General features: G+C 59.1%; 13 protein-coding genes and 3 rRNA genes. 6 read left to right on the top strand and 10 right to left on the bottom strand.

From position 1 onward, the window contains the following. Positions 1 to 86: 86 nt before the first annotated feature. From IHQ43_RS00680 to rrf (IHQ43_RS00690), 3 genes are all read left to right on the top strand, one after another. Positions 87 to 2977, top strand: a 23S ribosomal RNA gene (locus IHQ43_RS00680). Positions 2978 to 3133: 156 nt separating this feature from the next. Beyond that, positions 3134 to 3249 (top strand): 5S ribosomal RNA (gene rrf / locus IHQ43_RS00685). A gap of 106 nt (positions 3250 to 3355) precedes the next feature. Then, a 5S ribosomal RNA gene (gene rrf / locus IHQ43_RS00690) occupies positions 3356 to 3471 on the top strand. 73 nt (positions 3472 to 3544) lie between these two features. On the opposite strand, the gene IHQ43_RS00695 is transcribed toward rrf (IHQ43_RS00690), so the two are convergent. The 4 genes from IHQ43_RS00695 to IHQ43_RS00710 form a co-directional block, all read right to left on the bottom strand. Beyond that, a complete protein-coding gene (locus tag IHQ43_RS00695) occupies positions 3545 to 4723 on the bottom strand; it encodes a PepSY-associated TM helix domain-containing protein (RefSeq protein ID WP_192564933.1) in 1179 nt (392 codons plus the stop codon). A gap of 76 nt (positions 4724 to 4799) precedes the next feature. After that, positions 4800 to 7301, bottom strand: a complete 2502-nt coding sequence (locus tag IHQ43_RS00700; RefSeq protein WP_192563019.1) for a TonB-dependent siderophore receptor — start codon at positions 7299 to 7301, stop codon at positions 4800 to 4802. Positions 7302 to 7389: 88 nt separating this feature from the next. Beyond that, positions 7390 to 8391, bottom strand: a complete 1002-nt coding sequence (locus IHQ43_RS00705) for a FecR domain-containing protein (protein WP_192563020.1) — start codon at positions 8389 to 8391, stop codon at positions 7390 to 7392. After that, the gene (locus IHQ43_RS00710) at positions 8391 to 8891 is read right to left on the bottom strand and encodes a sigma-70 family RNA polymerase sigma factor (RefSeq protein ID WP_192563021.1); all 501 of its coding nucleotides are present in this window, start codon (positions 8889 to 8891) and stop codon (positions 8391 to 8393) included. The genes IHQ43_RS00705 and IHQ43_RS00710 overlap by 1 nt, the downstream gene beginning before the upstream one ends. A gap of 311 nt (positions 8892 to 9202) precedes the next feature. Between IHQ43_RS00710 and IHQ43_RS00715 the strand changes: the two genes are divergently transcribed. Beyond that, positions 9203 to 11083 carry a methyl-accepting chemotaxis protein gene (locus tag IHQ43_RS00715; protein ID WP_192563022.1) on the top strand — a complete coding sequence of 627 codons (1881 nt, stop codon included), beginning with the start codon at positions 9203 to 9205 and terminating at the stop codon, positions 11081 to 11083. A gap of 147 nt (positions 11084 to 11230) precedes the next feature. Here the strand turns inward: IHQ43_RS00715 and IHQ43_RS00720 are convergent, their stop codons facing one another. From IHQ43_RS00720 to IHQ43_RS00740, 5 genes are all read right to left on the bottom strand, one after another. Beyond that, positions 11231 to 11698 carry an SRPBCC family protein gene (locus tag IHQ43_RS00720; protein ID WP_192563023.1) on the bottom strand — a complete coding sequence of 156 codons (468 nt, stop codon included), beginning with the start codon at positions 11696 to 11698 and terminating at the stop codon, positions 11231 to 11233. Between the two features lie 23 nt (positions 11699 to 11721). Next, positions 11722 to 15111, bottom strand: a complete 3390-nt coding sequence (locus IHQ43_RS00725) for a non-ribosomal peptide synthetase (RefSeq protein WP_192563024.1) — start codon at positions 15109 to 15111, stop codon at positions 11722 to 11724. Positions 15112 to 15124: 13 nt separating this feature from the next. Further along, positions 15125 to 16054 (bottom strand): diiron oxygenase, encoded by a 930-nt coding sequence (locus IHQ43_RS00730; RefSeq protein WP_192563025.1) that lies wholly within the window; start codon positions 16052 to 16054, stop codon positions 15125 to 15127. Then, positions 16051 to 16824, bottom strand: a complete 774-nt coding sequence (locus tag IHQ43_RS00735) for a DUF3050 domain-containing protein (RefSeq protein ID WP_085684382.1) — start codon at positions 16822 to 16824, stop codon at positions 16051 to 16053. Before IHQ43_RS00735 ends, IHQ43_RS00730 begins: the two co-directional genes overlap by 4 nt. Before the next feature lie 754 nt (positions 16825 to 17578). Continuing rightward, complete coding sequence (locus IHQ43_RS00740) at positions 17579 to 18289, bottom strand: GntR family transcriptional regulator (RefSeq protein WP_192563026.1); 711 nt, start codon at positions 18287 to 18289, stop codon at positions 17579 to 17581. A 195-nt stretch (positions 18290 to 18484) separates the two neighbouring features. Here IHQ43_RS00740 and lapG point away from each other — a divergent pair, with 195 nt between their 5' ends. Then, positions 18485 to 19177, top strand: a complete 693-nt coding sequence (gene lapG, locus IHQ43_RS00745) for a cysteine protease LapG (protein ID WP_192563027.1) — start codon at positions 18485 to 18487, stop codon at positions 19175 to 19177. 14 nt (positions 19178 to 19191) lie between these two features. Next, positions 19192 to 21138 (top strand): cyclic di-GMP receptor LapD, encoded by a 1947-nt coding sequence (gene lapD / locus IHQ43_RS00750; RefSeq protein ID WP_192563028.1) that lies wholly within the window; start codon positions 19192 to 19194, stop codon positions 21136 to 21138. A gap of 165 nt (positions 21139 to 21303) precedes the next feature. On the opposite strand, the gene IHQ43_RS00755 is transcribed toward lapD, so the two are convergent. Beyond that, positions 21304 to 21642: a hypothetical protein gene (locus tag IHQ43_RS00755; protein ID WP_007960236.1), complete on the bottom strand. Its 339-nt coding sequence runs from the start codon at positions 21640 to 21642 to the stop codon at positions 21304 to 21306.

A 21642-nucleotide genomic window follows, 5' to 3' on the forward strand; every position in this document is an offset into this window, starting at 1 on the left:
AAAATTTGTGAGTTCTCTTAGTTGAGAAATTCGAATTTTCGGCGAATGTCGTCTTCACAGTATAACCAGATTGCTTGGGGTTATATGGTCAAGTGAAGAAGCGCATACGGTGGATGCCTTGGCAGTCAGAGGCGATGAAAGACGTGGTAGCCTGCGAAAAGCTTCGGGGAGTCGGCAAACAGACTTTGATCCGGAGATGTCTGAATGGGGGAACCCAGCCATCATAAGATGGTTATCTTGTACTGAATACATAGGTGCAAGAGGCGAACCAGGGGAACTGAAACATCTAAGTACCCTGAGGAAAAGAAATCAACCGAGATTCCCTTAGTAGTGGCGAGCGAACGGGGACTAGCCCTTAAGTGGCTTTGAGATTAGCGGAACGCTCTGGAAAGTGCGGCCATAGTGGGTGATAGCCCTGTACGCGAAAATCTCTTAGTCATGAAATCGAGTAGGACGGAGCACGAGAAACTTTGTCTGAATATGGGGGGACCATCCTCCAAGGCTAAATACTACTGACTGACCGATAGTGAACTAGTACCGTGAGGGAAAGGCGAAAAGAACCCCGGAGAGGGGAGTGAAATAGATCCTGAAACCGTATGCGTACAAGCAGTGGGAGCAGACTTTGTTCTGTGACTGCGTACCTTTTGTATAATGGGTCAGCGACTTATTTTCAGTGGCGAGCTTAACCGAATAGGGGAGGCGTAGCGAAAGCGAGTCTTAATAGGGCGTCTAGTCGCTGGGAATAGACCCGAAACCGGGCGATCTATCCATGGGCAGGTTGAAGGTTAGGTAACACTGACTGGAGGACCGAACCGACTACCGTTGAAAAGTTAGCGGATGACCTGTGGATCGGAGTGAAAGGCTAATCAAGCTCGGAGATAGCTGGTTCTCCTCGAAAGCTATTTAGGTAGCGCCTCATGTATCACTGTAGGGGGTAGAGCACTGTTTCGGCTAGGGGGTCATCCCGACTTACCAAACCGATGCAAACTCCGAATACCTACAAGTGCCGAGCATGGGAGACACACGGCGGGTGCTAACGTCCGTCGTGAAAAGGGAAACAACCCAGACCGTCAGCTAAGGTCCCAAAGTTATGGTTAAGTGGGAAACGATGTGGGAAGGCTTAGACAGCTAGGAGGTTGGCTTAGAAGCAGCCACCCTTTAAAGAAAGCGTAATAGCTCACTAGTCGAGTCGGCCTGCGCGGAAGATGTAACGGGGCTCAAACCATACACCGAAGCTACGGGTATCACGTAAGTGATGCGGTAGAGGAGCGTTCTGTAAGCCTGTGAAGGTGAGTTGAGAAGCTTGCTGGAGGTATCAGAAGTGCGAATGCTGACATGAGTAACGACAATGGGTGTGAAAAACACCCACGCCGAAAGACCAAGGTTTCCTGCGCAACGTTAATCGACGCAGGGTTAGTCGGTCCCTAAGGCGAGGCTGAAAAGCGTAGTCGATGGAAAACAGGTTAATATTCCTGTACTTCTGGTTATTGCGATGGAGGGACGGAGAAGGCTAGGCCAGCTTGGCGTTGGTTGTCCAAGTTTAAGGTGGTAGGCTGAAATCTTAGGTAAATCCGGGGTTTCAAGGCCGAGAGCTGATGACGAGTTGCCTTTAGGCGACGAAGTGGTTGATGCCATGCTTCCAAGAAAAGCTTCTAAGCTTCAGATAACCAGGAACCGTACCCCAAACCGACACAGGTGGTTGGGTAGAGAATACCAAGGCGCTTGAGAGAACTCGGGTGAAGGAACTAGGCAAAATGGCACCGTAACTTCGGGAGAAGGTGCGCCGGTGAGGGTGAAGCACTTGCTGCGTAAGCCCACGCCGGTCGAAGATACCAGGCCGCTGCGACTGTTTATTAAAAACACAGCACTCTGCAAACACGAAAGTGGACGTATAGGGTGTGACGCCTGCCCGGTGCCGGAAGGTTAATTGATGGGGTTAGCTAACGCGAAGCTCTTGATCGAAGCCCCGGTAAACGGCGGCCGTAACTATAACGGTCCTAAGGTAGCGAAATTCCTTGTCGGGTAAGTTCCGACCTGCACGAATGGCGTAACGATGGCGGCGCTGTCTCCACCCGAGACTCAGTGAAATTGAAATCGCTGTGAAGATGCAGTGTATCCGCGGCTAGACGGAAAGACCCCGTGAACCTTTACTATAGCTTTGCACTGGACTTTGAATTTGCTTGTGTAGGATAGGTGGGAGGCTTTGAAGCGTGGACGCCAGTTCGCGTGGAGCCATCCTTGAAATACCACCCTGGCAACTTTGAGGTTCTAACTCAGGTCCGTTATCCGGATCGAGGACAGTGTATGGTGGGTAGTTTGACTGGGGCGGTCTCCTCCTAAAGAGTAACGGAGGAGTACGAAGGTGCGCTCAGACCGGTCGGAAATCGGTCGTAGAGTATAAAGGCAAAAGCGCGCTTGACTGCGAGACAGACACGTCGAGCAGGTACGAAAGTAGGTCTTAGTGATCCGGTGGTTCTGTATGGAAGGGCCATCGCTCAACGGATAAAAGGTACTCCGGGGATAACAGGCTGATACCGCCCAAGAGTTCATATCGACGGCGGTGTTTGGCACCTCGATGTCGGCTCATCACATCCTGGGGCTGAAGCCGGTCCCAAGGGTATGGCTGTTCGCCATTTAAAGTGGTACGCGAGCTGGGTTTAGAACGTCGTGAGACAGTTCGGTCCCTATCTGCCGTGGACGTTTGAGATTTGAGAGGGGCTGCTCCTAGTACGAGAGGACCGGAGTGGACGAACCTCTGGTGTTCCGGTTGTCACGCCAGTGGCATTGCCGGGTAGCTATGTTCGGGAAAGATAACCGCTGAAAGCATCTAAGCGGGAAACTTGCCTCAAGATGAGATCTCACTGGAACCTTGAGTTCCCTGAAGGGCCGTCGAAGACTACGACGTTGATAGGTTGGGTGTGTAAGCGCTGTGAGGCGTTGAGCTAACCAATACTAATTGCCCGTGAGGCTTGACCATATAACACCCAAGCAATCTGTAGACTCGAAAGAGACCAGATTGCGGTGTGTGAAGACGCAATGAACCGAAAGTTCGACGCTCACAAAACACCGAAAACTATCCCATACCCAATTTGCTGAAGCGAGGCCATCTGGTCACGAGTCAGTACCCGAATTTCTTGACGACCATAGAGCGTTGGAACCACCTGATCCCATCCCGAACTCAGAAGTGAAACGATGCATCGCCGATGGTAGTGTGGGGTTTCCCCATGTGAGAGTAGGTCATCGTCAAGATTAAATTCCGAAACCCCAATTGCGAAAGCAGTTGGGGTTTTGTTTTAGTAGAAGTCACCGATTTTTGCCGGAACGTTACTGCGGTAACGGGCTGGTCACAGAATTTCTTGACGACCATAGAGCGTTGGAACCACCTGATCCCATCCCGAACTCAGAAGTGAAACGATGCATCGCCGATGGTAGTGTGGGGTTTCCCCATGTGAGAGTAGGTCATCGTCAAGATTGAATTCCGAAACCCCTGTCTGCTAACGCAGACAGGGGTTTTGTCGTTTCAGTGCCTACAAAAGTCTGACCTTCAAACCGCTCTGCGTGCCTTGCTGCTCCGACGAGCCTGCCATTTGCGCCACCAGATGTAGACGCCAGTCCCCGACAATCCCGCAATCAGGATGCCCAGTACCGCGATCATCACTTGTCCGGTGAAGCCTATGATCCGTCCCCCATGTATCGGCAACTGCAACCGATAAAATCTCTCTCCCAACGTCCCTTCTCCTGCGATTTCCTGCCCCAGTAATCGTCCGTCAGTACCGTGGAAGAACAACCAGGATTTGCCGTGGGCCTCGGTGTCATGCTGTCCAAACCCCGCACCGTAGAAGTTGTACTCAAAGCTGTAATACAACTCGCCGATCGCTGCTGTCAGCCCCAACCTTTTGCCTTCCTGTTGTGCCCTTTCATATGCCTGTTGATAACTCAACTGAGTGATCCCCAGCTCTTCGGCAGGCATCCGCCCTCGCGCCTCATACACGCTCGGTTCAATCGAAGAAAACAGCGACACCGCCGGTTTGAATACCTGACTCGGTAAGTTCATGGCCACGCTGCTGATGGCTATTGGCAGCAATAACAACCATAGCCACAAGCCCCCTGCCCGATGCAGATCGAAGTTGAGTCGATAGGCATGACCACCCTTGATCTTCCAGGCGCTCGACCACTTCTTCCAGAACGGTTTACCCCGCGGCAACGTCAGCCAAAGGGCGATGAAGCAATCGATTACCCAGGCGATGGCCACCAACCCCATCAACAGCAAACCCCAGTTACCGGGCAGTGTCAGGTTGTAGTGAAACTCGAGAATGAACGGAACGAGGTTCTCGCGCTGGAAACAGCATTCGCCCCAGTAACGCTGGCCTTTTTGCTGGCCACTGACCGGGTCGAGGTAGAACACCTGATTGTGCTCATTGAACGGTTTTCCCGTCGCCGGATCATTACGTGGAACTGCCGCGAGCAATGCCGTGTGACCTGCCTCATTCGGGTACTCCATGTACCAGACCTGCAACTTCGGATGTGCCGATTGCACCGCATCAACCAACTCACCTGGCGGTAGTCGCGCCCCCTCGGCCGAAGCCGCGTAAAACTCCGGATTCAACCACTCATCGAGCTCATGGTTGAACGCCAGAATGCTCCCGGTGATCCCGGCCAGCAGCAGAAAAACCGCCGTGGCCAACCCGATATACCGGTGCAACAAAACCAGAAATGAACGCATGAAAATTTTCCCCACAGATACGACAAAGCCAGCCCCTGACATCAAGGGCTGGCTTTTTTATGCACAGGACAAAGCTTTAAAACTGATAGCTGACCGTGGCGGCGACATTGCGCTCTTCGCCCATGTAGCAGAAGTCGAGACTGGCGCAGGAGGCTACGTAGGATTCGTTGGTCAGATTGTTCGCATTCAGGCGTACGTCGACACCCTTCAGACCGACCTTGCCGAGGTCATAACCGATCGATGCGTCGAACAATGTGTAGGACGGCACCTTCATGGTGTTCTCTGCATCCGCCCAGCTATAGCCGACATAACGCACACCACCGCCCAGTCGCAGCCCGTCGAGTGCCGCGCTGTCGAACTTGTAGTCCGCCCACAGCGATGCCATGTGCCGCGGCGCCTGGGTTGGCGAGTTGCCTTTGTTCTCGATCACATTGCTCGGTGTGCTCAAGGTGCTGGTCATCGACTTCGAGTATTCAATGTCGGTGAAGGTATAGCTGCCGAGGACTTTCAGGTTGTCGGTCAACTGCATGTGCGCTTCAAGTTCCAGCCCCTGAGAGCGGACAGCGCCAACAGCGCGATAGAAGTTTTCCTGCGGCAGTTTGGTCGCCAGGTTCTCCTGATCGATGCGGAACAAGGAGGCGGTGAACAGATTGTCGGTACCCGGCGGCTGATACTTCAGGCCCATTTCCCACTGCGTTCCATCGGTCGGTGCGAGCGGATTGCCGGCGCTGTCAGCGTAGGAATTCGGGTTGAACGACTCGGAGTAACTGACGTACGGCGCGAGGCCGTTATCGAACAGATACAGCGCGCCGGCACGACCGGTGAGCTTGGTGCGTCGGTCGTTGATCTCGGTACCGACCGGACGGCCCGCTTCGGCGATGCGGTTTTCGTCGGAGGTTTCCACCCAGTCCTGGCGCAGCCCCAGCGAGAAGCGCCACTTGTCCATCTCGATCAGGTCTTGCAGGTAAACGCCCGTCTGCTCCAGGCGTCGCAGGTAGCTGGTATCGCCATAGGGCGTGATAGCGGCATTGCCATAAGCGGGGTTGAAAGCGTTGATCGGCGCCAGGCCGCCACTGGTCCAGTCGACCACGGTTTTGCGTCGCTGATAATCCGCTCCCATCAGCACTGTGTGCTTGGTCGCACCGGTGAAGAACTCGGCCTGGAGCATGTTGTCGACGATGAACGCGTGCAGACGCTCGTCACCGCCGGTGTAGTAGCGATTCAGTTCGTTGCTGGTCGGCGACGTCCAGCCATAGGCGTACACCTGATCCATGTTCACTTTGGAGTCGAGGTAGCGGAAATTCTGCCGCGCGGTGAAGACGTCGTTGAAGCGGTGTTCGAACTGGTAACCGAACGACTGCTGATCTCGGGAGTAGCCATCGATGCCCGGCTCGCCTTCAAAGAAATGCGGCGAGATGCGATTGCCGTTGCGCTGATGAATCGTGCCGTCGGCCGGCACGCCACCGTGATAACCGCCGTCCGGGTCATGCTGCAGATACGCCTGCAGGGTCAGGGAAGTGTCTTCGTTGAAATCGATGCTGACGGTCGGCGCCAGGGCGAAGCGCTTTTCCTTGTTGTGGTCGAACTGCGTGTCGGACTGATCCGTTAATCCGATCAGACGATAGGCGATGCGCTTGTCGTCATCGACCGGCCCGCTGAAGTCAAAACCGACACCGCGCTGGCCCTGAGTGCCGACCGTGGCCTGTACCTGGTGATAGGCCTCGTACAGCGGCTTCTTGCTGGTCAGCGCCACCAGACCGCCCGGCGAACTACGGCCGTAGAGCACCGACGACGGCCCTTTCAGAATATCGACACGCTCGAGGAAATACGGATCGACCTGCATGGTGCTGTAGGTGCCGCTGTCGCCCATCGACTTGAGGCCGTCGAGGTAGATGTTATCCACCGAACCATCGTTGAAGCCGCGCATTGCCACGTAGTCGTAACGGTGCGTGGCGCCGTAAGGATTGGTCAGCACGCCGGGGGTGTAACGCATGGCCTGGGACACGGTTTGCGAGCCTTGGTCATCCATTTGCTCGCGGGTGACGACGGACACGCTTTGCGAGGTTTCCAGCAACGCGGTACTGGTTTTGGTGGCGATCTGGCTGTGCGTCGCGTTGTAGCCGTCCATGCTGCCCAACGCGTTACCGAGAGCGAAGCCTTTGATGTCGGTGGTCGGCAGGGCCAGCGCTTCGGTTTCTGCGACCGAGCGCAACACATAGCTGCTTCCGTCCTGGCTGACTGCTTCCAGACCCGAGCCGCCGAGCAAGTGGCTCAGGGCCTGATCGGTTGAATACTCGCCCTGCACGCCGGGTGATTGCCGGCCCTGGGTCTGCTGTGGCGTCATCGACAACGTGATGCCCGCCTGGCGCGCGAACTGGTTGAGCGCATCGCCCAGCGGTCCGGCGGCGATGTTGTAGCGGTGGCTGCTGACTTCGCTGGCATTGGCCGCGATGCTCAGACCTGGCAGCACGCCAACACCCAGTGCGGTAGAAAACAGCGCCGCCCGAACGGCGTGACGCAACAGGCCAGATTCGGCAGAGAAATTCAGAGGGTTCTTACAGGTAACGCGCGCAGTCATTGTAGGTTTCCGTAGGCAGTCGCGAAGGCTGAGTTGAAGTGCTTACTGACTAAGCCGGACTTGCCGCGAAAACCCGCCAAAATAATTTTCAGACCACAGATTCGAGCGTCACCCACCAACGGGTGCGATAGCGTACTTGCACCGGCAGGGTCTGCGGCAGGATCGCCAGCAGCTTGTCGGTGTCCTCGAGACGGAACACGCCGGACAGACGCAAATTCGCAATGTCCGACGCACAGCTCAGAAAACCCTGACGATACCGGCCGACTTCGCTAAGGAAGTCGCCGAGCCGCATGTTGCGTGTGACGATCAACCCGTCGACCCAGGCGCCAGCGTCCATGTCCAACGGTGGCGCCGGACGAATTCGATGGTGATCGATCAGATAGCTCTGACCGGCGATGGCCTCCGTCGAGTTGCCTGCGGAGTGAATCGCGACCCGGCCACTGGTGACGCTCAGGCGCGTGCAACCCTCTTCCTGGCGCAGAATGAATCGCGCCTTGAGCGGCTCGTAACTGCCATGACGACTCTGTACCCGCAGCGGTCGGTCAAACGATGCACCTTCATCGGCACCGCCACAGGTGACGATGATTTCGCCACGGGTCAGTTTGATCAGTCGTTGTTGCGCGGTGTAGTCGAGATCCACACTGCTGGCGGTGTTGAGTTCGATCCGCGTACCGTCCGGCAACTGGAAGCCACGGCGCTCGCCCGTGGCGGTGGCGTAGTCGGCGCTCCACTGTTGCCAGGCGGAAGTGTCGCTGGCCAGCCATCCCGCCGAGCCCATCAGCAGCGCGCCGGACAACAGCTTCAACGCCTGACGTCGACCCAAACCCTGCGCACTGTTTTCCAGCGTATTGAACGCCACCTGCGCACCGGGCACGGCACGCAGATTGTGGGTCAGTTCGGCTTGCAGAGACTGCACCCGTTGCCAGGCCAGTTCGTGATCATGGTGTTCGGCGCGCCATTGTTCGCACTGGCGATTCAGGCGCGGGTTGCCGTGGTTATTGCGCAGGCGCAGGAGCCAGTGAATGGCCTGTCGGACCACCTGTTGCGGTGGCTCGGCGCGACGGCCAAGCGAGAGGTTATCCACCGGCATCAGCTTTCGTACCGCAATACGTAGCAGTGAAACAGGGCGTCGGCGACGTAGCGTTCTACCGAGCGCAGGGATAGGCCCATCTGCTCGGCGATCTGCTTGTGGGTCAAACCTTCGCACTGCGCCAGCAGAAAAGCCTGACGCACTTTCGGCCTCAAGCCTTCAAGCATGCGGGCAATGCCCTCGAGCAGTTCGATCACCAATGCGCGTGATTCGGCGCTCGGGGTTTCGGCTTCAGGCAAATGGGCGATGGTTTCCAGATAGGCGCGTTCAATTTCTTCACGGCGCCAATGATCGATCACCAGCCCTCGGGCAACCGTGCGCAAGAATGCGCGGGGTGCCTTGAGTTCCAGATGCTCGGTGCGTTGCAGCAGACGAACGAAGGTGTCCTGGGCCAGATCCGCCGCATCGGCGGCGTTACCCAGCCGCGCGCGCAACCAGCCGTTGAGCCAGCCGTGATGACTACTGTAGAGCGCCTGTACTGCAAACTCAGGTGAGGACATGAACGCGACAGCCCGAACGTCACAAATGATAATTGCTCGCATTTTCATCAAGGGTTACAGAATTTGCAACCGGCGCTGCAAAACAGTCATCAAAAAATGACAGGCGAATGCTCTGGCACGCCGTTCGGCGGGAATCTGGCAGAAATGCCGCCCATTTCCTACAAAGCCCTAAGTTTTATCTGAAGCCTGCCGACAGACTGGTGAGACATGCGTGCACCAAAGTAGAGCGGCCATCAGAACGCTGCCTGCGCTGTACATGGAATGTTGCATCCGGAACGCATCCCCACTTTTGGCATAAGAAGTCCCATGAAATGAATCTCAAGTTCAGCCATAAAATCCTGTTGGCCGCCTCGGGCGTCGTGGTCCTGGCGTTCGCGCTGTTCACTTTGTACAACGACTATCTGCAGCGAAACACCATTCGCCAGAACCTCCAGTCCTCCGTCCAGCAGGCCGGCGACCTGACCGCCAGCAGTGTGCAGAACTGGATGAGCGGGCGGATTCTGGTACTGGAAAACCTCGCGCAGAACGTTGCCCACCAAGGCAAGAACGCGGATTTCCCGGGCCTGGTCGATCAACCAGCCTTCACCTCGAACTTCCAGTTCACCTACGTCGGCCAGGCCAACGGTGTGTTCACCCAGCGCCCTGACGCGAAGATGCCGGACGGCTACGACCCGCGTCAGCGTCCCTGGTACAAACAGGCCGTGGCCGCTGACCAGACCATGTTGACCCCGCCGTACATGGCGGCTGTTGGCGGTCTGGTGGTGACCATCGCCATGCCGGTGAAAAAGAACGGCGAGTTACTCGGTGTAGTGGGCGGCGACCTGAGCCTGGAAACCCTGGTGAAGATCATCAACTCGGTGGACTTCGGCGGCCTGGGCCACGCGTTCCTGGTCAGCGGTGACGGTCAGGTAATCGTCAGCCCGGACAAAGACCAGGTGATGAAGAACCTCAAGGACATCTACCCGAACGCCGGTGTGCGCATCGAGAAGGGTAACCAGAACGTGGTGCTCAACGGCCAGGAACGCATCCTGTCGTTTACTCCGGTCGCAGGTCTGCCGAACGCTGAGTGGTACATCGGTCTGTCGATCGACCGCGACAAGGCCTACGCCGCACTCAGCCAGTTCCGTACCTCGGCACTGATCGCGATGTTCGTCGCAGTGGGCGCGATTGCAATCTTCCTGAGCCTGCTGATCACCGTGCTGATGCGTCCGCTGATCACCATGGGCCGCGCGATGCAGGACATCGCCCAGGGTGAAGGTGACCTGACCCGCCGTCTGGTGGTGGAAAGCAAGGACGAGTTCGGCGAACTGGGCAGTTCGTTCAACCAGTTCGTGGAGCGGATTCACGCCTCCATTTCCGAAGTTTCGTCGGCAACCCGTCACGTACACGACCTGTCGCAACGGGTGATGGCATCGTCCAACGCCTCGATCATCGGTTCCGACGAGCAAAGCGCGCGCACTAACAGCGTGGCTGCCGCGATCAATCAGTTGGGTGCCGCCACCCAGGAAATCGCCCGCAACGCAGCCGACGCTTCGCAACACGCCAGCGGCGCAAGCGAACAGGCCGATGACGGTCGTCAGGTGGTCGAGCAGACGATTCAGGCGATGACCGAGCTGTCGCAGAAGATCAGCCTGTCGTGCACCCAGATCGAAACCCTGAATGCGAGCACCGACAACATCGGCCACATTCTCGATGTGATCAAAGGCATCTCCCAGCAGACCAACCTGCTGGCGCTCAACGCGGCCATCGAAGCGGCCCGTGCCGGTGAAGCCGGCCGCGGTTTTGCGGTGGTGGCGGACGAGGTGCGTAACCTCGCTCACCGCACCCAGGAATCGGCGGAAGAGATCCACAAGATGATCACATCGTTGCAGGTCGGTTCCCGCGAAGCGGTGACCACCATGAACGCCAGTCAGGCGTCGAGCGAAGAGAGCGTTGAAGTGGCGAACCAGGCCGGCCTGCGTCTGGTCAGCGTGACCCAGCGCATCGGTGAAATCGACGGCATGAACCAGTCGGTGGCAGCGGCGACCGAGGAACAGACCGCCGTGGTGGAAACCCTCAACGTCGACGTCAACCAGATCAACCTGCTGAACCAGCAGAGCGTGGCCAACCTCAATGAAACGTTGAAGGATTGCGATGCGTTGTCGCAGCAGGCCAACCGTTTGAAACAGCTGGTCGACAGCTTCAAGATCTGACATCAAGTCAGACCGCGTTATCGTTTATCGCGGGCAAGCCCGCTCCCACAGGATTTCTGGCGCACACAACATGTGTGACCGGCATGGAACCTGTGGGAGCTGGCTTGCCAGCGATAGCGGTGGCTCAATCACCGCCGAACTGAAGCCTTACACAAACAGTTTCAGCACATTGCCCATCGCGTCATCGGCAAACCCCTGCACGAAATCCTTGAACCCCGGCAGCGCCTCGGGGCCGCCGGAAGCAGGTTCGGCAATGATCGTCCAGGTCGCCCGCGACTTGCCCGCGCCCAGTGACTCCACGTTCATCGCCGCCCACAGATTGGCCACGCCCAGAGTGTTGTAGATGGTGGTCCAGGTCATGCTCAGCGCCTGGTCGTCCCGGGAGTTGAGTTGCTCGACTACCACGTTGCCATCCTTGAAGAATTTCTTGCGCAGCGAAGACACGCCTTCGCCGGTCATTTCGATGTGCGACAGGGCCGGAATGAAACGGTTGAAACCGTCGAATTTGCCGACCACCGCCCACACGTGTTTGGCGTCCACCGGCACTTCCACCGAAGACACGACGTGGCAGCCGTGAGGGTTTTTGATCAGGGTGTCGGGTTGAAGATTGCTCATGGTGTTGCTCCTTGGTTGATGAGTCAGATGAAGTTGATTTCTTTCAGGTAGTCGCAGCCGCGACGCAGCAGCGCCGGGGATTTTTCCGGGTAGTGCGCGCCCATCTGCTGCACGCCGGCCTGGGCGTTGGCGTGGCCGATCAGGGAGATGTCGCCGATGTCTTCCTCGAAGCCGTTGAGGTAGAAACCGAGCACGCCGAACAGCGCGTTGTCGGCATCGACCCGGCCCAGTTGCTGTTGCCAGTCGGCGACGCTGACCAGCGAAAACTCGCTGCCGGTTTCGCGGAACGACGCGACGTAGGCATCCCAGCTCAGGGGCTCGGGGTTATGCAGGTTGAACACCGCTCGTTCGGCCGAGTAACGGCTGGCGTGGAAGGCGATGAACCGGGCGAGAAAATCCACCGGCATCAGGTCGAAGTTCAGCGCTAAGGCCGGGACCTGTCCGAGCTGGATCGAGCCCTTGAGCATCAGCATCAAACGGTTCTTGTGCGGCTGGCACACGCCGCTGAGGCTGTTGAAACTGATGTTGCCGGGCCGATACAGATTGACTCGCACCCCACGCTCCCGCGCCCTTTCGAGGATGCGTTCGCCGACCCATTTCGACAGGTTGTAGCCGTTGCGGATGTAGATCGGCGGCGTCGGGGCGGCGGGCAATTCCAGCACCCGGCCTGCGTCGTCGACGGTGCTGGAGGCGGACAGCGTCGAGACGAAATTGAACACCTTCTTGCTGCGCCCTTCGCACAGCCGCAGCAGTTCGAAAATCGGCTCGACGTTGTCCGCCGCCAGCGACTCGTAGTCGAGCACGTGATTGACGTTGGCCGCGTTGTGCACCAGCGCGCCGAACTCGCGATCCAGTCGCTCGAAATCGCTATCGGCCAGGCCCAGTTGCGGCCGGGTGATGTCCGCCGAATAGACCCGCACCCGCCTCAGATCCAGATGCTCCAGCCGGTTCTCTCGCAACGACTGGGCAAAGCGCTGCGCCGCCGTCTGCCCGCCGCCGTCGCGCACCAGACACGCCACTTCACTGGCGCCCCATCCCAGCAACGCCTCGACGATGTGCACGCCGACAAAACTGTTGGCGCCGGTGACGATCACCTTGTGCACATCGCCCATGCGGCTGATCGGCAACGGCTCGATATCCAGTGGTCGCTCGGCGTCGGCCATCGCCTGGGCGCTGAGTACCGCGCTGTCGTCGGTGCCGCGTACCAGCGTGGCGAGCTTGGTGATGGTCGGCAGTTCGATGAAGCGGTTGATCGAGATGCTGCGGCCGAATTCCTCCCGCAGACGCAGGAGCATGCGCGACAGCAGAATCGAGTGACCGCCGAGATTGAAGAAGCTTTCATCAGTGGAAATGTCGCTGGTCGGCAGCTCCAGCAACTCGCCCCAGATCTCCAGCAGCAGCGCTTCGTCGGCGTTGGCCGGCAGGCATTTCGGGCCGCTGTCCTGCACGCTGACCGGCAGTTCCAGCAAGACCTTGCGGTCGACTTTACCGTTAGCGGCGAACGGCATGTTCGGCAGCTCCGTCCACGCCACCGGTTGCATGTAGTCGGGCAGAAACTGCTGCGCGTGAGCTTTCAAAGACTCGCGCGCGGCGTCCGATTGCGGCTGGGCGAGGAACGCCAGAATTCGTCGCTGACTGTCGATCACCACGGCGATCTGCCGATACAGCTGACTCTCGCGCAGGCAGCGTTCGATCTCTTCCGGCTCGACCCGGAAGCCACGGATCTTCACCTGATTGTCGCGGCGCCCGCACAGCTCGATGCCGCCCTCGCCCCACTTGGCCATGTCGCCGCTGCGGTAGGCGCGCAGACGCTGACCGTCCGGCAACTCCAGGTCCAGATAGCGCTCGGCCGTCTGCTGCGGATTGTTCAGGTAACCCAGGCAAACGCCGGGGCCGACGATGAACAGCTCGCCCACCGTTTGCTCCGGCACCGGTTGCAGATCGTCATCGAGAATCAGCACCTGACTGTTGGCAATCGGCCCGCCGAGGGTGCGATTGCTGTCGCCCGGTTGCAGTTGCCGCGCGGTGATCAGCACCGTGGCTTCGGTGGGGCCGTAGAGGTTGTGCAGCTTGCCCTGGCGGGTCAGCTGCTCGATCACGAACGGCTCGCAGACATCACCGCCGGTCATGATCTGCCCGACGCTTTGCAGTTGCTCCAGCGGCAGGATGCTCAACAGCGCCGGCGGCAGGAACGCGTGAGTCAGTTGCCGACGGCGGATCAGTGCCACCAGTTGTAGCGGATCGCGGCGCTGGTTGTCGTCGGGCACCACCAGTTCCGCGCCTTCGAGCAGGGTCGGGAAAATGTCGATCAGCGACGAGTCGAAACTCAGCGACGAGAACTGCAACACCCGGCTCTCAGCCCGCAACTGCACGTAATCGGCGTACCACGCCGTGAAGTGCGCGAGGTTCGCCTGACTCAGCAGCACACCCTTCGGATGCCCGGTGGTGCCCGAGGTGTAGAGCGCCATGCATGGCGAGTCGAGCGACGGTCGCTGGCGTATCAACGGCAACGAATGATCGGCGTCGGCGCTGTCGATAAGGCTGACATCCAGCCCCGGCATCGAATCGCTCAGTGGATGTTCGCCGTCGTGCAGTAACAGCACCGCTCCGGCGTTTTCCAGGATGTACTGCTGGCGCTGAAGCGGATGGCTCGGCTCCAGCGGCAGGTACACCGCGCCACTGCCGAGAATTGCCAGGATCGAAGCAAACAGCGCATCGCATTTCGGCAGGCAAATCCCCACCACCCAGGGTTGCGGTTGTGTCTCCAGCATTGCCAGCAAACGTTGCTGGATCGCCCGGCTGTGATCATGCAACTGGCGATAGCTGATCGACTGCTCGGCGAGGTGCAGCGCCGGGCGTTCAGCGTGCTCGATCAGGCTCCGTTGCAGCCGCTCGATCACCGGGATCTGCGCTTGTTGCAACAACCGCGGATTGGCCGTGGCATTGAGGCGATGGACGTAAGCCAGGCTGTCGAGGAACAGCAGTTTTTCCACCTGCTCGAAGTCCGGCGCACGGGCCGTCTCTGCGTGCTGGAAATACTCGGCATCGCGGGAGAAACGGCTGACCAGCAGCGCCACTTCGTCCACTACTTGCGCGAGTGTTCGCTGGCGCAAGGCCTGTCCGTTGCCGGATAGTTCGTCGGCGATGGGCACGCGGCTCAGCAGCGTCGAGTTGCACAGGCACAGCAGATCAAGCACCGGCAAACCGCCGGCGCCCGTTGCACCGATACCCAGGCGTAAAGTCAGGTACGGTGTCGTGCCGTGATCCTGCGGCGCAAGACTGCCGTCATCGATCACCAGATCCATCGACGGAGCAGCTTCTGACAGCAATGAGTGACCGTGTTGTTCGAGCTCCTGCGCCAGGTCGGTCAAGGCCTGGCTGCGGCCCCTCAGCAAAATGTCGAGACGTTTCATGTCAGCCTCCTTGTCAAACCAGGTAGTCGCGCAGGGCGTGCTGTACGCACGGTGTGTCGAGCAGTGAGCTGTTGTGGAAAAACCGCACGATGTTGCCCACCAGCGGGTGGTGGCGATTGATCGGGAAGGCCAGCCCGGCCATCTCGTCTTTCAGGGCGCGACGGGTGGTATCGTTGACTGGCAAGACGTCGATCAGTCGCAGGTCGAAGGACTTCTGGATGTCGTTGGTCAGGTAATGGCCGATGAACACCGGCAGGATCTGCGCGATGCATTCGCGATCCGCATCGCTCGCGGTGTGCCAGTAGATGCGCACCATCCGCGCCCAGAAACTCGAGTGCCGGCCCTCGTCGAGCAAGTGGTCTGCCATCAGGCCCTTGATCGACGGCTTGACCGTGTCGTCCCGTGCAAATGCCGCGACATCGCCGGTCACCGTATTTTCAGCGATGGCCACGCAGATCAGTTCCACGGCGCTGCGCAGGTGTTGCGGGGCCAGTTCGACGGCGGCCGGAATCGCCCTGCTCAGTTCGATTTCATTCGGCAACTCGATGGGCTCGATGCCGGTCATGGCCACGGTCTGCTGCATGAAATCCATCGCCACCAGCGCGTGGTAATCCTCGTCCACCACCACGGTCATGGCGTCGTAGCGGCAGGCGAACGGGAAGGCCACGGCGAAGCGGTTCTTGGCGATGCTGCGGGCGGTCTTGTCGACGATCTCGGTTTCGAAAATCACCACGTCGTTGATGAATTTGTACAGCGTCTGCACCAGGGCGAAATCACGTTGTTCCGGGCACTCGCGCAGGAAGGTTTCGCTGAGCACCAACGGCTGGCGGCTGAGCGGATAGATCAGCCGCGCGTCATCCTCCAGCACCCGGCGCGGCCGGGTGCGGATGGTCGCGCGGCTTTCCCAGGCATCGGCGAAAGACTGGTAGTCGGCGGCGTTCATTGGGCCACCTCCGCCAGCGGTTCGCGCATGCTCAGGCGCAGGCCGTCCCACAGGGCGATGCGGCTTTCCACGGCTGCAATGGCGCTGGCGTAGACCTCGGCTTCGCGCTGTGGATCGCCGTCCACCAGCCGATCCAGCAGTTGTTCTGCGGCGGGGCCGTGGTCTTCGGAGTCGACCTCGATGTGCCGCTCCAGGTAGTAACGGAAGGTCGGCGCCTGTTCGACGCCAATGCCCCAGGCATCGAGCATGCGTTGGAACATGGTCGGGATCACGCTCTCGCGACCGTGCAGGAATGCAGCGGCTACGCTGTGCCCCGGCGCATGCAGCGCGGTGTGCAAGGTGTCACGGACGAACCGCGCCGCCGCCGGATCAACCTCGACGCTTTGCAGGGCGACGTCGTAACTCACGCCTTCCTGTTGCAGCGTCACGAAGCGCTCCACCGCTGTCGTGTCCGCACCGACTTCGCGCATGGCATCGAGGTACAGTTCGAAGTGACTGTAATGCCCGTGTGACAGCCGATCGTCAGATTCTTCCCCGAGCACAATCTCGTTGATCAGTCGTGCCGCGTGCGGATCCCGTGGTGGCAACCACGGCAGGCGGGTGCAGGTCAGTTCCTGCTGCAGGCGCTTGGTCAGTGACATGAAGTCCCAGACAGCAAATACATGGGACTCCATGAACCGGCGCAATGTCGCCAAAGAATCGATTTCGGAGAAGATCGGGTGAACGCTGAGTTCGGCTTTCTTTAGTGTAAGTTGCTCTTTAGTTGGCATGGTTGCGAGTCTCTGGCTAATAGGGAATAGGGACTGTTCAATCAATCGCTAATAACGTTGAACAAGTTTCTCCAGGCGAACGACAGCCTCATTCGGTTTCGATGAAAACAGGCAATGTCTGAAGGGCCCGAGACAGCAGCGGACGGTCAAGCCGTCGCAATCGAGGCCGTACTGCAAGGTTGCGCCGGGTTTGTCATTTCGGATCCAAACTCGGCGAAGAAAAACTAATACATCGCAAAACAACTTAACAAGTTTATTTTTAATTATTTTTAGTTGGCTGTTTTTGAAGTATGAGAGGGTCTGATAAAACTTGTAAGTTAAGTTTTATTTGGGCGTAGTTGCTCCTTTCGGCGTTTAATGGCCAAAATTGAACGACAAGAGTGAATGCCTCACTCGAAGCAACTTTTAAATTAAGTAATTGAATGAATATGAGGGGATGAAGTCGGGCTGTAACGACGCCGTTTCTTCCTGATCCCGTGACAAGGCTCCTTCCGTAGGTTCCTGGTGCGGGGACTGCTGCCGGGGCGGCGCGTCCCCGTTCTATATTGGGTTGGCGGTCCAAGGGTGCGCGTAAATCGGCGCCGCGGCTATCGTCGAAAATGACTTCCTTGCGGTGCAAATTCCGGGCTGTTCAAAGCAGGGGGGAGGTTAGAGCGCAGGCGTCGATGTGCCACGGCAAATGACCGTGACCGGTGGGGGGATTTGTAAGCGGGTTATTCGCCGGGTGAGTGGAGGCTCACCCGGAAGAGAGGATTCAGTGCGCCGCTTTGCGGCTTTGGGCAGTGGAACTGGCCAGGTAACGGGTGATCACCTCGACGCCGCGATTGAGGTGCTGCTCCAGCAGTGTGACCGCGTGTGGGGTGTCACGCTCTTTCACGGCCTGCAACAACGCGCGGTGATCGTCCTGAGAGAGTTTGCCCAGGCCCATGGCCTCGAGGTTGAAGCGCAGGAAGCGTTCTTCTTCATTCAAGCCGTCTTCTACCAGCCGCAACAGCCGGCCATTGGGCGCCTTGCTGTAGAGCGCCATGTGAAACAGACGGTTGAGCCGACCGATTTCAGTGTAGTCGTGTTCGTTTTCCAGTTCTTCGATGTAGCCGGCCGCGCGTTCGTGATCGGCCGGGGTCAGCAGCGGGATCGACTGGCGCAGCGCTTCGGACTCCAGCAGGATGCGCAGCTCGTAAGTTTCCGTTGCATCACCCTGAATCAGCGGCGCCACCACGGCGCCCTTGTGGGCAATTACGTTCAGCAGGCCCTGGGCCTCGAGTTGACGCAAGGCTTCGCGCACCGGCATGCGGCTGACACCGAACAGGTCGGCCAGATCCTGCTGGCGCACGGCGGTGCCGCAGGGCAGGCGTCCGTCGAGAATCGCGGCGCGCAGGGTTTCTTCGATGACCGAGCGCGCCAGATGCGCGGGAATCGGGCCGTCGACTTTGATGCTGTGGAGTGGCTTGGGCTTCTGGGTCACAACTGCACACCCTATGACTGCGATATTTGGATCCAAAGGACACTAGTGATTGCTCTACAGGTTGTCAAACCGTGTAGAAGAACCCTGTCACATCTGAAGTTTAGCGCGCCAGCGATGATCTCAGGGTGCCATTGTTTTTTGCTGGGCTAACCTTCACCATCAAACGCCTTTCTTCCTTGCCCTGGATGCCTTGCATTGGCGGTACGTTTCGCGATCCCTCGGATTGTGCGCTGGCTTGCCTGCGCGCTGCTGCTGGCCGGCATCATGCTGGGCGGCCTGCATGCCGATTGGGATTTTTCCGCGATCAGCCGCAAGGCCACGGCACTGTACGGGCCGTTGGGTGCCGGGCAACAGCGGATCGATGCCTGGCAGAATCTGCTGGCCACGCAGAAGCAGGTCAGCGAGATGGAAAAGCTCAAAGTAGTGAACCTGTTTTTCAACAAACAGATGCGCTATGTCGAAGACATCGATCTGTGGCACGAGGTCGACTATTGGGAAACTCCCATCGAAGCCTTGTGGAAAGGCGCCGGCGACTGCGAAGACTACGCGATCGCCAAGTATTTCAGCCTGCGCCACCTTGGTGTCGCCAGTGACAAGCTGCGCATCACCTACGTCAAGGCCCTGCGCCAGAACCGCGCGCACATGGTCCTGACTTACTATTCCAGCCCTGACGCCATGCCGCTGGTGCTCGACAGCCTGATCGACCCGATCAAGCCGGCCGCCGAGCGAACCGATTTGCTGCCGGTCTACTCTTTCAATGCCGAAGGTTTGTACCTGCCGGGAGCGAAGGGCAACAAGAAGGTCGGTGATACCAAACGCCTGTCACGCTGGCAGGATGTATTGAAAAAAATGCAGGCCGAAGGATTCCCGGTCGAGACGACTAACTAGGAGCACGCGCTCAGATGTCCTTGTTCAAACAGCTGTTGATCGCTATCTGTCTGTTCCTGGTGGTCGCCTTCACCGGCAGCTTCATGGTCAGTCTGGAGAGTTCGCGTACCCAGTACGTCAACCAGTTGCGCTCCCACGCCCAGGATGCGGCCACGGCGCTAGCGCTGTCGTTGACGCCGAACATCGATGACCCGGCGATGGTCGAGTTGCTGGTCAGCTCGATCTTCGACAGCGGTTACTACTCGAGCATCCGCGTGGTCGATCTGAAGACCGATCAGACCATCGTCGAGCGCAACGGTATCCCCGCGGTCACCAACGTGCCGGACTGGTTCGTCAAACTGATCGGCCTGGAGCCGGCCGGTGGCGATGCGCTGGTCAGCCGTGGCTGGGAGCAGGCGGCGCGGGTCGAGGTGGTCAGCCACCCGATGTTCGCCCTGGCCAAACTCTGGCAGAGCGCACTCGGCAGTCTGGGCTGGTTGCTGGTCTGCGGTGCGGTGAGTGCGGTACTGGGCGCGTTGTTGCTGCGTCGGCAGCTGAAGCCGCTGGATTACATGGTCAAGCAATCCCACGCCATCGCTCGCCGTGAGTTCCTGAGTCTGCCGGACCTGCCGCGCACGCCTGAATTACGCCGCGTGGTGCTGGCGATGAACCAAATGGTCGAGAAGCTCAAGGCGCTGTTCCAGGAGCAGGCCGAGCGTAGCGAAAAACTGCGCACCGAGTCCTACCAGGACAACCTCACGGGCCTGGCCAACCGGCGTTATTTCGAAATGCAGCTGAATGCGCGGGTGAGCAACCCGGAGCAGGCCAGTTCCGGTTATCTGCTGCTGTTGCGGGTCAAGGATCTGGCCGGACTCAACCAGCGCCTGGGCGGTCAGCGCACCGATGAATTGTTGAAAGCGGTCGGCGAGCAACTGTCCCGCGAGTGCGCCAAATACCCGGAAACCCAGAACCTTGTTACCCGGATTCGCGGCGGCGAATTCGCCGTGCTGGCGCCGGGGCTGACCCGCGAAGAAGCGCTGCAACTGGCGCAGAGTCTCGACAGTGCGCTGAGCAGCCTGCACGCGACGGGTGCCACCGATGTGGCCGCCGTGGCTTCTATCGGCCTGGCGCCGTTCGCTCACGGCGATTTGCCGCAAGCGGTCCTCAGCCTCGGCGATCAGGCATTGGCTCAGGCCGAAGGGCAGGGCGAGCAGAACTGGGCGTGCCTGGATCAGAGCCTGGTGGCGGATGTCGGTGACGATCACCACGCATGGCACCGTTTGCTCGATCAGGCGCTGAATCAGCGGCGTTTCGAGCTGTTCTTCCAGCCGGTAGTGGCGGCGCAGGACACGCAACTGGTGCTGCATTACAAGGTGCTGTCGCGCTTGCTCGACGAGCAGGGCCAGACCATTCCCGCCGGGCGTTTCCTGCCGTGGCTGGAGCGCTTCGGTTGGACCGCGCGACTGGACCGATTGATGCTCGAGCGTGTGCTGGAGCAGATGGCCGGCCATGAAGAATCCCTGGCGCTGAACCTGTCTTCGGCCACCCTGGCCGATCCACAGGCGTTGAACAAAGTGTTCGAGATTCTGCGGGCGCATTCCAATCTCGGCGCGCGCCTGACCCTGGAAATCGGCGAGGAGCAATTGCCGGAGCAAGCGGTGCTGGAACAGCTGACCCGGCGCCTGCGCGAGCTCGGTTTCTCCCTGAGCCTGCAGCGCTTCGGCGGTCGCTTCAGCATGATTGGCAATTTGGCGCGGCTGGGGTTGGCGTATCTGAAGATCGATGGCAGCTACATCCGGGCGATCGATCAGGAAAGCGACAAGCGCCTGTTCATCGAAGCGATCCAGCGCGCGGCGCACAGCATCGATCTGCCGCTGATTGCCGAGCGGGTCGAGACGGAAGGGGAATTGTCGGTGATTCGCGAGATGGGGTTGTATGGGGTTCAGGGGCAGCTGTTTGGCGAGCCCAAGCCCTGGAAATAATGCAGCGCCAGATGATCGTTCCCACGCTCCGCGTGGGAATGCCGCTCGTGACGCTCCGCGTCACTACGGTGTCCGAGGCACTGCCTATGGTGCGACTGGAAAGCGTCCCTTGATGCATTCCCACGCAGAGCGTGGGAACGAGCAACAGTCGATCAAAATCCCTGATCAGATCAACCCGCCCTCATCCTCATCGATCAGTTGACTCAACCCGCCCAGCGCTTCCCGCGCCTGGGTCCGGTCCATCAACTTGGCCTGGGCCGCCGGCGGCAGGTCGGTGACGCGGATCACGCCTTTGCTGGTCAGCACCTGAATCAGGTCGTCGAGTACCCGGATCATTTCCAGGTCACTCTGCTTGAGCTGTTTGAGGCTGTTCTCCACGGCCTCGTTGGCGTACCAGGCCTGGATTTCGTGGTGGTCGGCCGGCAGCGTTTCCGTGGCCTCGGCGTAGGCCGCAGCTTCCACGCGAATCAACTGACCCTGCGCATCGCGTTGCACGTAAAACAT

The sequence above is a fragment of the Pseudomonas gozinkensis genome (assembly GCF_014863585.1).
GTDB lineage: Bacteria > Pseudomonadota > Gammaproteobacteria > Pseudomonadales > Pseudomonadaceae > Aquipseudomonas > Aquipseudomonas gozinkensis.

Excerpts from the sequence above, each read along its gene's own strand:
- IHQ43_RS00725 (WP_192563024.1), bottom strand. The coding sequence starts at position 15,111 with ATGAAACGTCTCGACATTTTGCTGAGGGGCCGCAGCCAGGCCTTGACC.
- IHQ43_RS00715 (WP_192563022.1), top strand. The coding sequence starts at position 9,203 with ATGAATCTCAAGTTCAGCCATAAAATCCTGTTGGCCGCCTCGGGCGTC.
- IHQ43_RS00710 (WP_192563021.1), bottom strand. The coding sequence starts at position 8,891 with ATGTCCTCACCTGAGTTTGCAGTACAGGCGCTCTACAGTAGTCATCAC.
- IHQ43_RS00755 (WP_007960236.1), bottom strand. The coding sequence starts at position 21,642 with ATGTTTTACGTGCAACGCGATGCGCAGGGTCAGTTGATTCGCGTGGAA.
- IHQ43_RS00735 (WP_085684382.1), bottom strand. The coding sequence starts at position 16,824 with ATGCCAACTAAAGAGCAACTTACACTAAAGAAAGCCGAACTCAGCGTT.
- IHQ43_RS00730 (WP_192563025.1), bottom strand. The coding sequence starts at position 16,054 with ATGAACGCCGCCGACTACCAGTCTTTCGCCGATGCCTGGGAAAGCCGC.
- lapD (WP_192563028.1), top strand. The coding sequence starts at position 19,192 with ATGTCCTTGTTCAAACAGCTGTTGATCGCTATCTGTCTGTTCCTGGTG.
- IHQ43_RS00705 (WP_192563020.1), bottom strand. The coding sequence starts at position 8,391 with ATGCCGGTGGATAACCTCTCGCTTGGCCGTCGCGCCGAGCCACCGCAA.
- IHQ43_RS00695 (WP_192564933.1), bottom strand. The coding sequence starts at position 4,723 with ATGCGTTCATTTCTGGTTTTGTTGCACCGGTATATCGGGTTGGCCACG.
- IHQ43_RS00720 (WP_192563023.1), bottom strand. The coding sequence starts at position 11,698 with ATGAGCAATCTTCAACCCGACACCCTGATCAAAAACCCTCACGGCTGC.
- IHQ43_RS00700 (WP_192563019.1), bottom strand. The coding sequence starts at position 7,301 with ATGACTGCGCGCGTTACCTGTAAGAACCCTCTGAATTTCTCTGCCGAA.